The 12457-nt window shown below is 71.5% G+C and carries 14 protein-coding genes; 1 reads left to right on the top strand and 13 read right to left on the bottom strand.

All coding sequences use genetic code 11. The annotated features are described in order from the left end of the window. Positions 1–12: 12 nt before the first annotated feature. Positions 13–1107: a 3-dehydroquinate synthase gene (gene aroB / locus ACIRDX_RS03605; protein ID WP_396624030.1), complete on the top strand. Its 1095-nt coding sequence runs from the start codon at positions 13–15 to the stop codon at positions 1105–1107. Positions 1108–1191: 84 nt separating this feature from the next. Here aroB and ACIRDX_RS03600 read toward each other — a convergent pair whose 3' ends face one another. From ACIRDX_RS03600 to ACIRDX_RS03540, 13 genes are all read right to left on the bottom strand, one after another. Next, positions 1192–2613 carry a sigma-54-dependent transcriptional regulator gene (locus ACIRDX_RS03600; RefSeq protein WP_396624029.1) on the bottom strand — a complete coding sequence of 474 codons (1422 nt, stop codon included), beginning with the start codon at positions 2611–2613 and terminating at the stop codon, positions 1192–1194. A gap of 67 nt (positions 2614–2680) precedes the next feature. Continuing rightward, complete coding sequence (locus ACIRDX_RS03595; RefSeq protein ID WP_396624028.1) at positions 2681–3304, bottom strand: hypothetical protein; 624 nt, start codon at positions 3302–3304, stop codon at positions 2681–2683. A gap of 87 nt (positions 3305–3391) precedes the next feature. Further along, complete coding sequence (locus ACIRDX_RS03590; RefSeq protein WP_396624027.1) at positions 3392–3973, bottom strand: hypothetical protein; 582 nt, start codon at positions 3971–3973, stop codon at positions 3392–3394. A 13-nt stretch (positions 3974–3986) separates the two neighbouring features. Beyond that, entirely contained in the window at positions 3987–5045 is a 1059-nt protein-coding gene (locus ACIRDX_RS03585; RefSeq protein WP_396624026.1) for a hypothetical protein, read from the bottom strand. Next, a complete protein-coding gene (locus ACIRDX_RS03580; RefSeq protein ID WP_396624025.1) occupies positions 5042–5563 on the bottom strand; it encodes a hypothetical protein in 522 nt (173 codons plus the stop codon). Before ACIRDX_RS03580 ends, ACIRDX_RS03585 begins: the two co-directional genes overlap by 4 nt. Before the next feature lie 229 nt (positions 5564–5792). Then, positions 5793–6344 carry a PAS domain-containing protein gene (locus tag ACIRDX_RS03575; protein ID WP_396624024.1) on the bottom strand — a complete coding sequence of 184 codons (552 nt, stop codon included), beginning with the start codon at positions 6342–6344 and terminating at the stop codon, positions 5793–5795. Further along, positions 6344–7120, bottom strand: coding sequence for a prepilin peptidase (locus tag ACIRDX_RS03570; protein ID WP_396624023.1), 777 nt, complete (start codon positions 7118–7120; stop codon positions 6344–6346). The genes ACIRDX_RS03575 and ACIRDX_RS03570 overlap by 1 nt, the downstream gene beginning before the upstream one ends. Continuing rightward, positions 7117–8055, bottom strand: a complete 939-nt coding sequence (locus tag ACIRDX_RS03565; protein ID WP_396624022.1) for a tetratricopeptide repeat protein — start codon at positions 8053–8055, stop codon at positions 7117–7119. The genes ACIRDX_RS03570 and ACIRDX_RS03565 overlap by 4 nt, the downstream gene beginning before the upstream one ends. Further along, positions 8052–8861: an ABC transporter permease gene (locus tag ACIRDX_RS03560; protein ID WP_396624021.1), complete on the bottom strand. Its 810-nt coding sequence runs from the start codon at positions 8859–8861 to the stop codon at positions 8052–8054. Before ACIRDX_RS03560 ends, ACIRDX_RS03565 begins: the two co-directional genes overlap by 4 nt. Next, positions 8858–9823 carry an ATP-binding cassette domain-containing protein gene (locus tag ACIRDX_RS03555; protein ID WP_396624020.1) on the bottom strand — a complete coding sequence of 322 codons (966 nt, stop codon included), beginning with the start codon at positions 9821–9823 and terminating at the stop codon, positions 8858–8860. Before ACIRDX_RS03555 ends, ACIRDX_RS03560 begins: the two co-directional genes overlap by 4 nt. Before the next feature lie 61 nt (positions 9824–9884). Then, a complete protein-coding gene (locus tag ACIRDX_RS03550; RefSeq protein ID WP_396624019.1) occupies positions 9885–11123 on the bottom strand; it encodes a vitamin K epoxide reductase family protein in 1239 nt (412 codons plus the stop codon). Positions 11124–11183: 60 nt separating this feature from the next. Beyond that, positions 11184–11690, bottom strand: a complete 507-nt coding sequence (locus ACIRDX_RS03545; RefSeq protein ID WP_396624018.1) for a type IV pilin protein — start codon at positions 11688–11690, stop codon at positions 11184–11186. Between the two features lie 199 nt (positions 11691–11889). Continuing rightward, complete coding sequence (locus tag ACIRDX_RS03540) at positions 11890–12435, bottom strand: prepilin-type N-terminal cleavage/methylation domain-containing protein (protein ID WP_396624017.1); 546 nt, start codon at positions 12433–12435, stop codon at positions 11890–11892. Between the last annotated feature and the right edge of the window lie 22 nt (positions 12436–12457).

Genomic DNA, 12457 nt, shown 5'->3' with positions numbered 1-12457 from the left:
CTGTTTTCGATCATGCTCCCCACTGTTCTCGAGGTGCACACCCGGTCCGCCGTGGTGTCGCGGATCCTGATCGCGCCCGGCCTCATCGGCTCGCTCGGCGCCCGCGTGCGCGAGGCCTGCCCCAACGCATCGCGTCTCGTCGTCGTCTCCAGCCCGACCGTGTGGCGACTGCACGGCCAGGCCATCCGCGACGGGCTCGGACTCGCCGTCGACGACGAACCGGTGCTCGTCAACGACGGCGAGAAGGCCAAGACGATGGCCACGATGGGCAAGGTGCACGACGCCCTCGTGATGCGCGGCATCGACCGCAAGGCCGTGCTCGTGGTGGTGGGAGGCGGCGTCATCGGCGACCTGGCGGGGTTCGCCGCGGCGAGCTACCTGCGCGGCATCCGCCTGGTGCACGTGCCCACGACCGTGGTGGCACAGACCGACAGCGCCATCGGCGGCAAGGTGGGCGTGAACCACCGCCTCGGGAAGAACCTGCTCGGGGCCTTCCACCAGCCGGCGCTCGTGGCCGTCGATCCCGTGGTACTCGGCACCCTGAACCGCCGCGAACTGCGGGCGGGCCTCTATGAGGTGGTGAAGTACGGCGTGATCGCGTCGGCGCCGTTGTTCGCGCGCTGCCAGGAGACCATGCCGGCGCTGCTCGACGGCGACGCGGCGGCGCTGCTGCCGGTCATCACCGAGTGCTGCGCCATCAAGGCCGATGTCGTCACCAAGGACGAGCGCGAGGACGGCCTGCGGAAGATCCTGAACTTCGGCCACACGATCGGCCATGCCCTCGAGGCCGTGACGCAGTACCGGCTCCTGCGCCATGGGGAAGCCGTCGCCTACGGGATGAAGGCCGCCTCGGCCATCGCGGTGGCGCGGGGCACGTGGGCGCGCGAGGCGCACGACGCGCTGGTCGCCCTGCTCGAGGCCATGGGCCCGCTGCCGGCCATCGCGCACCTCGATCCCGACGCCATCGTGGCCGCGACCAGGCGCGACAAGAAGGTCGTGGCCGGTACGCTGCACTTCGTCCTGCCGACGCGCATCGGCGAGACGACGATCGCGACCGACGTGGACGAGGCGCAGGTCAGGCAGGGGCTGGCGGCGCTCGGGCTGTAGAACCTCGGTGATTTCAAGATTTCAGAATTGCAGGACTTTCAGGGCCTCGTCGGTCGTGAAATTCTGAAATTGGAGATTCTGCGATCACGTCTTCGGGGCGAGCTTGAAGTCGCGGATGCGCGCCAGCAGCAGGCGCGGCGGGATCTGCAGCGCCGCCGACGCCCTGGCGTGATCCCAGCGGGCATCCTCGAGCGCCTGCGCGATCTTGCGGCGCTCCACTTCCATCAACACGCGGCGTGACGCCTCGGGCAGCGTGCCCGACAGGTCGATGTCGTCCCAGGGATCGCGCGGCGGTGCCACCGGCGCATCGCGCACGATCTCGCCCGCCCCCAGGTTGAGCTGCGGCGCGTGAATCGTGTCGCCCTCGGCCAGGATGACGGCGCGCTCGATGCAGTTCTGGAGTTCGCGGACGTTGCCGGGCCAGGCATGCCGCTCGAGCGCCTCCACCGCGGTCATCGACAGGTGCGGCGGCCGCTTGTTCTGCTCGCGCGCGAACCGCTCGACGAAGTGCCTCGCCAGGATCGGCACGTCGCTCGCGCGCTCCCGCAGCGGCGGGATCGTGATCGGGAAGACCGAGAGCCGGAAGAACAGGTCCTCGCGGAACCGACGCTCGGCCACTGCGGCCCGCAGGTCGCGATTGGTCGCCGCCACCAGGCGCACATCCACGTGCAGGGTCGTGTTGCTGCCGACGCGCTCGAAACTCCGCGACTCCAGCACCCGCAGGACCTTGGCCTGCAGGTTGACGGGCATCTCCCCGATCTCGTCGAGGAACAGCGTCCCGCCGTGGGCCACCTCGAACTTGCCCGGCTTGCGGGCGTAGGCCCCGGTGAACGCGCCCTTCTCGTGCCCGAACAGCTCCGACTCGAGCAGCGTCTCGGGAATGGCCGCGCAGTTGATCGCGACGAACGGCCCGTCGGCGCGGTCGCCGTGCGCATGCAGCGCACGGGCGAACAGCTCCTTGCCGGTCCCGCTCTCGCCGCCGAGCAACACCGTGGTCTCGGTCGGCGCCACGCGACGCAGGCTCTTCAGTACGTCGAGCAGCACGGGGTGCTCGCCGATGATCGTCGGGGCGCCATGCCGCGAGCCCAGCGCCTCCTTGAGGAGCAGGTTCTCGGTGACCAGCCGTCGCTGCTCGATGGCGCGGCTGACCATGAGCAGGAGGTGCTCGTGGTCGACCGGCTTGGGCAGGTAGTCGAGCGCGCCCTCGCGCACGGCGGTGACGGCTTCCTCGATGGCGCCATAGCCGGTCATGAGGATCACCGGGAGGGCGGGGTCGAGTTCCTTGGCCGCGCGCAGCACCCCGAGGCCATCGCCCGTGGGCAGGCGGAGATCGGACAGGACCAGCGCGGGGCGGTGGAGTCGGAGCGCATCGACGGCGGCCGGCTCGTCGGCGGCCTCGATGATGCGGTAGCCCTGCCGCGACAGGACGGTGGCGAGCACGTACCGCAGGTCGTCGTTGTCGTCGACGAGCAGGACGTCTGGCGTGTCGCGCGGTGCGGCTGACATCGGGAATCAGGCAGACACGAGGGGGCCCGGCACGCTCGCCACCCCACCCGTCCGTGAGTCCGTCAGTCTACTGGATCCACGCCGGGGGCACGCCAGCGGCGCGGGCTTCCTGCTGCAAGGCCTCGTGGGCGGCGGTCGCCTTCGCGAACGCCTCCTCGGCCTTGGCCACCTGTGCCTTGAGGTCGATGCGCTCGGCACTGGCGCGGGCGGCGATGTCGGGGTTGGCGGCCTGCGATTCGAGGGAGAGGCGGTCGCCGAGGGCCTTGAGTTGGCGAACCTGCGTGCGCGCCGCCGCGAGCGCACCATTGACCACCGCCGCCCGCGCCTTCCACCCGTCCTCATCGTCTGCAGGCTCGGTCTTCTTCGCGGCCTCGGGGGCCGCAGGCGCCCTGGTCTTCGCCTGATCGGCCGCGGCTGCGGCGCCCTCGGTGCCCTGCGCCGCGGCGGCCGCGTCGACGAGGCTGGCAGTGGCCTCGGACGCTGGAGCGCCAGGACCGGCCGGCGCCCCAGCCGGCGCCAGGACCGCGGAGGCTGGCAGGTCGGCGTTGGTCAGCACCTTGGCGCTGGCCTTGATCTGCTCCCGACGTGCCGCCTCCTGCCGCGCCACGTCGCCAAGCGACTGCGCGGCAACCGGATGCGCCGCGATACCGAACATCAGGCAGGCCATCAGGCCCAGGCCTCGAGCAGTCATCTCATGCCTCCCTGGCACACCCCGCGGCAGACCGTGCCGCAGACAGGCGTCCTCCGAATGATCGGCCACTGGCCGCAGAAACTTGACTCAGCTGCCTGCGCCGGTGCGCCAGGCCAGGAGCGTGACCGGCGCCCCGGAGGCCGTTCGCCCGATCGTGGCCGTGGCGCTCGCACGCGCGCCGTCGCGCCCGGCGGCCACCCCGTGCACGCGGAGGCGCTGATTCGTGTCGCGCCCAGGCTCATCGTCTCCCTCCACATCATCGGCGACCCACACGGCCACCGAGGGCGCCGGAGGCCGGGTGGGCCACAGCGAGAACACGCCAGGGGCGTGACAGGTCCACGCCAAGCGCCAGCGCGGCGTCTCGGCGGGCCAGCGACTCGCGGCGTCCTCCACGGCCTGGAGTGCCGTGGTCTCGCCGACGTCGTCGAGGGGCACGACCGCGCCAGGCCATGCCGGGCAGTCGAGGGGCACCGCGAGCACATCGACGCGAGACCAGTCTGGCACGCGGGCGAGCGCGAGCGCGGCCACCTGTGTCGCGGCCTCGGCAAGGCGAGCCGTCTCCTGCTCGTCGGCCAGGGCCGTGGCCACCTCGCGGTCCACGCGGACATGCCCGACCAGCCAGCCCGTGACACCGACCAGGCACGCCAACAGCAACAAGGCGGCCGGCAAGGCCGCGCCCCTCTCACTGCCCCCAGGCGAGATTGGGCAGCACCGTGAACGTGTCGACCTCCACATCATGCACCTCCTGGGCGGGATGCCGCGCCTGCCCGGGTATCGCGAACCACTCGGGACGACGCCCCCTGACGGCCGGACTGCCTGCCTGCACACGCCAGGCGAGACGCACGGCACGCACGCGCAACAGGTCGGCGTCGAATCGCCACCTGCCGCTGCCGCACCACGGCCCATCGGTGAAGTCCGCGGGTCCGAGTTCCACGGGCGGCCCCGGGAGGGGCCCGAGCAGGCCGAGGCGCGGCGTGCCGTCGGCTGCGGTCACGCAGGTCTCGAGGCCGGGCACGGACGGCGAGCGTGGTGCCGCCGGCGACCCGTAGTAGCGGGCGCGGAGCGACACCACCTCGTCGGTCACCGGTTGGCTGGGCGCGGCGCCGTCGGCGCGGCGCAGCTGGCGTCGCGCGGCGTCGAAGGTGAACGTCGACACCTGCACCACGGCCAGGACGGCCGGCGCCGGGATGTCCTGGTCCACCGCCGTGGCGAGTTGCACGAGGAGGCCCGTCGCGTCGCTCACCGACCCGATGACCAGCGCGCCGGTGCGGCCATAGAGCAACACCGTGTCGCCTCGCCGGAAGCCACACGAGGGGTGGGTGCCGCAGGCCGGATGCCAGGCGAGCGGCACCTGGGTGGCGCCGACGGCGATGGTCCCGATCACCGGCGCCTGGGCGGCCCGTGCGGGCACCGACACCCACGAGAATCGATCGGCCCAGGCCGTGCCCGGGGCATCCGGCGCGCCGAGCAGGCGCCGTGGCCACACGGCCGGTCCCACCTGCGAGATCGGCCCCTCCCCCAGCAGGTCGGCGCCGGCGCCCGCAGGCGCGAGAGCCGCGGTCACGAGCGCGTCGGTCGCACGTGCGCGCTGCAGCAGGTCGGCGTGTTCCGGCACGGTCTGCACGACGTCGAACAACGGCGGCAACGCCCCGACCACCGTCGCGATCGTCGCCAGTACCAGCGCCAGTGCGACCAGCATGTCCAACAGCGTCGTGCCGGCCTCCTGGCCGCTGGTCCTCATGGCTGCCGTGCTCCCCACGGGCACTGCACACCCGGCGCGAATGCCTCGGTCCCGGCCAGGCGCGTCGACACACGGACCCACACGCGCACGCATCCCTCAGGGCCAGCGACGAACGCCCACTGCCGGAGGAATCGCGCGGCCGGGCCTGGCGCCGGACCGGCCGCGTCCCAGTGCCCGCGGGCATCGAGCCACTCGCTGTACCCCGGCTCGATCGACGTGAGCACGCCGATGTCGACCTCGCGCAAGCCGGTGCCGCCGGGCGCGAACGCCGCAGCGCCGCCCAGCCCGGTCTGCTCGTCGCGCACGAGGTCAGGGCCCGATCGCAGGTGCGCGAGCGTGCCCGCTTCCGCAAGCCGTTGCGAGGCGAGCAGGGCCGCGGTCGCCCGCGTGCGCCCCTCGTGCGTGGATCTCCGTGCGGCGAGGACGAGCGGCCACAGCCCGCCGAGCAGGACCACCAGGAGGCCGGAGGCCACGACGGCCTCGAGCAGCGCGGCGCCCCGATCGGTGGCCGGCGGCACTGCGCGCCCCGCAGGCGATCTCCGTGCGAGACGAGAGGGTGAGGAAGGCATGCCATGGGCAAGGCAAGCCCGGGGCCAACGTGAAGGCGACGGATCTCCCCGATATCTACGAGGGCGGCGGACGCGGGGCGGCAGAAATCGCCAACCGGCGGTCGCGTCGGGATGGCAACGGCTGCGAGGTGTGCCGTGCGCGCGCACGGCAAGCCACCACGGATTTGGCGTCCGATGCTTACGCGACGCGCTCGACGTGCACGAGGCACAGCACGCCGTCGACGTCGCCGTCAGGGCTGCGCAACGGCATGGCTGTCACGGGCACCGGCGCGCCAGGCGCGCCAGGCCCGACGACGGTGGCGTCGTGCCGGGCCATGCGCTGGAGGCATTCCTGCGCCATCCGGCGGAGGGGCTCCGTGCCCTCGAGCGTCCACAGCACCTGGCCCTCGACCCGCGTGGGCAAGCCCAGCCAGCGAAGGGCTTCCGTGTTGGCGACGCGCAGGTTGCCGTCGCGCCCGAGCACGAACAGGCCGCCGGGAAGACTCTCGACCACCTGATCGAAGAAGCCGGCCAACGCCTCGTATCGCGCCTGGTGCGCCAGCTCCTGGCCGCGCAGCCGGGTCAGCGCATCGGACATGGCCGAGGCCAGGCCCGCCTCGCTGCTCCGCCCCCGCGTCCGGGCCGCCTCGAGCGTCGCCGTGCGGTGGGCGGCGCGCCGCACCGACAGGGCCAGCACGAAGCAGAACAGGACCAGCGGTCCGACGAGCCAGAGGTAGGTCTGGAGCGGCATCAGCGGTAGAACCCAAGATACCAGTCCAGCACCGGCTGGCCCACCAGGGAGGCCAGCAGCGCGGCGGGGGCCAGGAAGGAGCCGAACGGCAGGGCCGTGGTGCGAGCGTCGGCCTTGAAGGCCAGCAGCACGGCACCGACGAGCCCGCCGGCCATCGACGACCAGATGAGCGTGAGGATCATCAGCGGCCAGCCCAGCACCGCGCCGATCATCGCCAGCATCTTCACGTCGCCCATGCCCATGCCCTCCACGCCCCGGACCCGCTCGTACAGCGCGCCGGTGGCCCACAGCACGCCGCCGCCGAGGACCACCCCGAGCAGCGAGGAGACCCAGCCGGGAGGCGTCACCACGAACGACGCGATCAGGCCGGCGATGGTGCCCCCCACGGTGATCTCGTTGGGAAGGATGCGGCAGTCGAGATCCGTGAAGAAGAGCACCAGCAGCGCCGAGGCAAACAGCACCCGCACCACCAGCAGGCCGTCCCAGGGGAACCACACCGCGTGCAGCATCCACAGGGCGGCATTCAGCAGTTCGACCACCGGATAGCGCCAGTGGATGGACGCGCGGCAGAACGCGCACCGGCCACCGAGGGCGAGCCAGCTCACCACGGGCACGTTGTGGTACCAGCGCAGCGGGTGCTCGCACGAGGGGCAGTGCGAGGCCGGGAACGACACCGACAGGTCGCGCGGCAACCGGTAGATGCACACGTTGAGGAAACTCCCGACCACCAGCCCCAGGAGGCCGAGGAGCGCGACGAGGACGGGGTCGTGAGTCACGGTTGACCTCGACCGGCAGCCTTGCGGGGCTCCACCGGCATCGGCCACAGGCTCGAGTGCCGATGCACGTCGACGCGACCGGTCGTCATGTCGATGGCAAAGGGCACGCCGGTGGGGTCGACGGGCAACTGCCGCAGGTAGCCCGCCTGGAACAGCTGCGGCCACGACCAGGGTGCGGTCGCGCCGGCGGCGCGCGCCTTGTCGACCAGCGCCTGCAGCGCGTCGATCCGATCGAGGGCATCGAGTTGCACCAGGCGCCGCTGCGCGTCCCGCCGCAGGAACTCGTTGTCGGGCGTCTGCGCCAGCGCGCGCCACAACAGGCGCGAGGTGTTGCGGTCCCCACCCTGCGTGAGCGTCACGGCCGCCAGCGACTTCATCCACCACGGCGCGCCCGGCACAGCCGCCCCGCGTGAGAACGCGTCGGCCGCCTTGGTGTAGTCGCCGGTCCACCAGTAGTGCACGAATCCGATGTCCTGGTGGTACTCCCAGCGATGCGGATTGGCCGCGATGCCCTTCTCGAGCAGCGCGATGGCCTGATCCGGGCGTCCGGGGCCGCCGGGAGGCTGCTCCGAGAGGAAGATCGCGCCGAACCGGTAGGCGATGTTGAAGCGGGCATCGAGCGACGTCGCGAGATCGAGGAACGGGTGCAGGTTCTCGAATCGCCTGGGGCCGCCGGTGCGGAGACGGGTGGCGCCGAAATGCTGCAGTGCCCGCATCCAGTACAGGTCGGCCGCCAGCATGTCGAAGGACAAGACCGCGCGCCGCGCGACCTCCGGCGTCTGCAGGTACAACACCGCGGGGAGTTGCTGTGTGGGTCGCTGCGCGAGGGCGAAGGCCTGCAGGCCCGCGGCAGTGGCCAGCAGCAGGCCCGCGGCAGCGAGCCAGCGCCAGGGGCCGGCAGCGGGGCGCGCGGTCGACGCGGCGGATGACGTCACTTGAAGTCCCGGCGCTGGAAGATCGCGACGGCAATCGCGAGCATCGCGACGCTGTAGGCGGCGCCGTACCCGACGGCGCCGATCACCTGTCCCCACGGCACCGGCACGCCGTGCACGACCTCGGCCTTGACGTCGAACAGCGCCAGGTTGGGCAGCACCCACGACGCGGCGCGCGCGACCCACACGGTCGGGCCCGAGGCGCCGATCGTCTCGAGCGTGCGGAGGTCGCCCACGAAATGCCCCGCGACCCAGATCGCGGAGGTGAACGTGGCCGAGAGCAGCGCCGACGAGTACGTCGAGAAGAGCAGCGCGATGGCGGTGACCACCGCGAGTTCCACGTAGATCAGGCCGAGGGCGATCAACAGCCGCGGGTCCACGGCCGGGGCGGTCCAGACCGCCTGGACGCCGGCAGGCGTGAGCCGCCAGTAGACGAGGAGCACCGCGTAGAGCGCGACGGTCATGACGGTGATGTTCACCGCCAGCGTCAGCAGGAGGCCGACGTACTTGCCCAGCAGGAACACCGGCCGCGGCAGGGGCTTGGACAGCGTCGCATGCACGCTGCGCCGCTCCACCTCGCGGGCCACCAGCTGTATCCCGATGAAGATGGCGATGCCGACGCCGAACAGCAGCGAGGCCGCCAGGCCGAGGTCCTTGATGATCTTGACGTCCTGCCCCGCCACCAGTTGCCCGATCACGAGCGACGTCCCGACCAGCAGCACCGCGAACAGCAGCAGGTTGTAGAAGACACGATCGCGGACGGCCTCGCGGAACGTGTTGAGCGCGACCACCCAGGTCAGGCCCATCATGCCGCGCCCCCGTCCGGGACGTCGCGGCGCTTGCCTTCGACGTACTTCAGGAACACGTCCTCGAGCGTCTCGCGCACGGGCTGCAGCGACAGCACGCGCACGCCGCGGGCCGCCAGGTCCTGCAGCAGGGACTCCGGCGCGACCGTGCCCGGCAAGTGGGCCTGCACACGGTCGCCGCCGAGCGAGGTGAGCATGGCTCCCGTTTCCTGCAACCTGCCCCGGGCTCCCTCGTCGAGGCCATCGAGCACCAGTTCCCAGGCACGCACGGAGAACTCGACGAGGTCGGTCATGCTGCCGATCGCCTGCAGGCGCCCCGCGGCGAGGATGGCCACGCGGCTGCACAGCGTTTCGGCGTCCGACAGGATGTGCGAGCTGAACAGGACGGTCTTGCCCTCGTCGCGCAGCGAGAGGATCAGGGCGCGGACATCGCGCCGGCCGATGGGGTCGAGCCCCGACATCGGCTCGTCGAGGATCACGAGATCGGGGTCCTGCACCAGCGCCTGCGCCACCCCCAGCCGCTGCACCATGCCCTTCGAGTAGCGCCGCACCGCCAGCCGCCGCTCGGCGCCGAGGCCGACGCGGTCGAGCAGGGTGGTGGCGCGGCTGCGGGCGTCGCGCGCACGGAGGCCGCACAGCTGGCCGTAGTACGCCAGCAGTTCCTCGCCGGTGAGGTAGTCGTAGAAGACGGGGTTCTCCGGCAGGAAGCCGACGCGCGCGCGGGAGGCCACGTCGGACACCGGCACGCCGAACAGCCGCGCGGTGCCGGAGGTCGGCGTCACCAGGCCCATGAGGAGCTTGAGCGTGGTGCTCTTGCCGGCACCGTTCGGCCCCAGGCACCCGAACACCTCGCCTGCCGCGACCGACAACGTGAGGTCGTCGAGGGCGCGATAGGGCCGGGGTCGCCAGAAGCCGACCGGATAGTCCTTCGAGAGGTGTTCGACGGCGATGACCGGATCAGTCATGGGTTGCCGGCGAGGCGCCCGTCGGGGGGGCCGGCGCCCCCTCAATCGGCAGCCGTGGCCATCACTTCACGGCTGCAGGAGCGGCCTTGCTGATCTCGTACTCGAGGATGTACTCCAGCACCCGGGGGGCGATCCCGCCCGGGATGCGGACACCGTTGATGAAGAAGGTCGGCGTGGACTGGACGCCGAGGCTCGCGCCGAGGGCCGTGTCGCTCTTGATTGCCGGGATCACGGAGGGATAGCGCGCGTCGAAGTCGGTGATGCCGGCGACCTGCTTCAGGCCGTCCTTGACCAGTTCGGGCGACAGCGACGACTGATTGGCAAAGAGCCAGTGCTCGAACTCGTTCGCCTTGCCGACGGTGCGGGCCATCCGTACAGCCGCGGCCGCCTCGCAGGCGGCCTGGTGCGAGCCGCTGGGCGCGCTGGCGTTGCACTCGCCCTCGAGCGGGAAGTCGCGCGAGATGAACTTGACCTTGCCGGCGTACCGGGCCCAGATCGGCTCGTACAACTCGAAGGTCTGGCGGCACGGCGGGCACTGGTAGTCGTTGAACTTGACCACCACCACTGCGGCGCCCTCGGCATCGGCCGGCACGATCATCCGTGGCTGCTGGTCGTACGACGCGCGCAACTGTGCCTTCTGCTCGTCGGTGAGGGGCGGCTCGCTGGCGGCCTGGGCCGCGGCCGCGGCCGACGCGCGCTCGGCCGCCGTGGCGGTCGCACCGCCGGAGACCGCGGTGGACGCCGCCGGGTCCTTCGGGAAGAAGGCGGCCGACGCGGCGGTCGCGCCAATCACCAGGGCACAGGCAGCCAGGGCCAGCGGCGTGGCGACCAGCCGACGGAGATCACGAGAGAGGCGTTCTGGCACGTCGATCATGGGGACACTCGCCGCGGCTCCGGCGATGAAGAACAGGCCGACGACGGCCGCGTAGGTCGCCAGGCACAGCAGGCACAGGGTGCCGATCACGAAGAACGTGGCCCACGCGAGGTACAGCACGAAGCCGAGTCCGACCAGCGCGGCAAGGAGCAGGTAGCTGGCGAGGGCCTCGAGCCGTCGCCCGAGCGTGACCAGCGCCAGCAGGGCCGCGAAATAGCCTGCGCCCAGGATCGAGACCGGCACACCGAGCAGCCGACCGTAGGCGCTCTGGTACACCTGCGTGCAGTTGAAGGTGGCGTTGACGTCGCAGAAGCTCTCGTAGCCGGGCGTGGTCGCGAGCTGGTAGTGCACGACCACGGCCGCAACGGAAGCGACCAGGCCGACGAGGATGCAGACGAGAGCGGCAGAGTGGGCGCGCGACGACATGGGATCGCAGGAATCCTAGCATGCCGTCCGAAGGCCCCGGCACACGCCCGGTGCGGCGGGTCAGTGCTGTGCGAGGGGCGAGATGGTGGCGCCCGCCGTGAATGGCTCGGGGGGCGCGGTGCCAGTCGTGTCCTGCCAGATGGTCGCCACCTGATTGGTGGCGAACCCGCGTTGACCGGTCGTGGCCGAAAGCGGTTCGGCACGGAAGTAGTACCCGGTCGTGGTCGGCGCGCCGGTGCAGTCGGCCGGGCGAACGCGGCTGCCCTGCCCCGCCACCAACTGGAAGCCGTAGCCGCTCTTCGGCGTGATGTCGATGTCGGGCGAGGCGAACCGCTCACTCACGAGCGTCGTGAGCGACGTCGTGTAGTTGGTGCTGCCGCACGTGCTGGCGAACGTCGATTGCGCGGTGACCAACGTGCGGAGCGTCTGGATGGCAGACGCCTCGTTGGCCACGGCCCGCGCCCTGAGCAGGCCGGGGATCGCGATGGCGGCGACGATCCCCAGGATGGCGACGACGATGAGTAGTTCGATGAGGGTGAATCCGTGAGATGAACGCCGCGTCGGCATGGCAGAGTGACCCCTCCAGGTCCCGCCCGGATCTCTGCAATTCCGGGGCCGTGCATCGCGACGGGGCGAACAGCGGGCAGCGTGGCGCGGCGCCGCGCCCGTGCCGTGCGGAGCGTCTCGCTTCGTGAGTGCACACGGACGAACGCCCCGCACGGCGCAGGCCGTGCGGGGCGTTCGGGTCGGACGAGTGGCGGCTGGCTTACTGAACGGTCGCCGTGCCGGCAGGAATCGGGTCGGCGATGCGGTTCCCGATCGGGTCCTGGAACACGGTGCCGCGCTGGTCGGTCGCGAAGGAGCGCTCACCGGTCGTGCCCTGGTTGGTCGGCCACGCATCGGCGAAGTACGCACTCTCCGGCGTGGTGTTGTTGCAGGCCTGGTTGGCGAAGGCCGTCGAACCCGCGCCAGCCACGACCGCGACCTCGTAGCCGCTCTTGGACGTCTCGCCACCGTTGATGCCCGCGTTGACGGCCGGGTCGAGGTCGGGGCTCACGAAGCCGGCGGTGCCGCCGTTGGGCGGGGCCACCAGGTCGGCCAACGACACCGCGAATCCGCCCGCCGCGCAGCTGGACGAGTAGGTCGCCTCACCGCTGTTGATCGAGCGGAGCGAACCGATGGCCGAGGACTCGTTGCCCGACATGCGGGCGCGCAGCAGGCCCGGGATCGCGATGGCCGCGATGATGCCGATGATGGCGACGACGATGAGCAGCTCGATGAGCGTGAAACCCTGGTTGTTGCGGATCTTCATGATGTCCTGTCTCCTCTGTGCG

Source organism: Luteitalea sp. (genome assembly GCF_044337415.1).
GTDB lineage: Bacteria > Acidobacteriota > Vicinamibacteria > Vicinamibacterales > Vicinamibacteraceae > Luteitalea.
The sequence above is the reverse complement of the archived record's forward strand: the minus strand, read 5'-3'. Positions and strand labels throughout refer to the sequence as shown.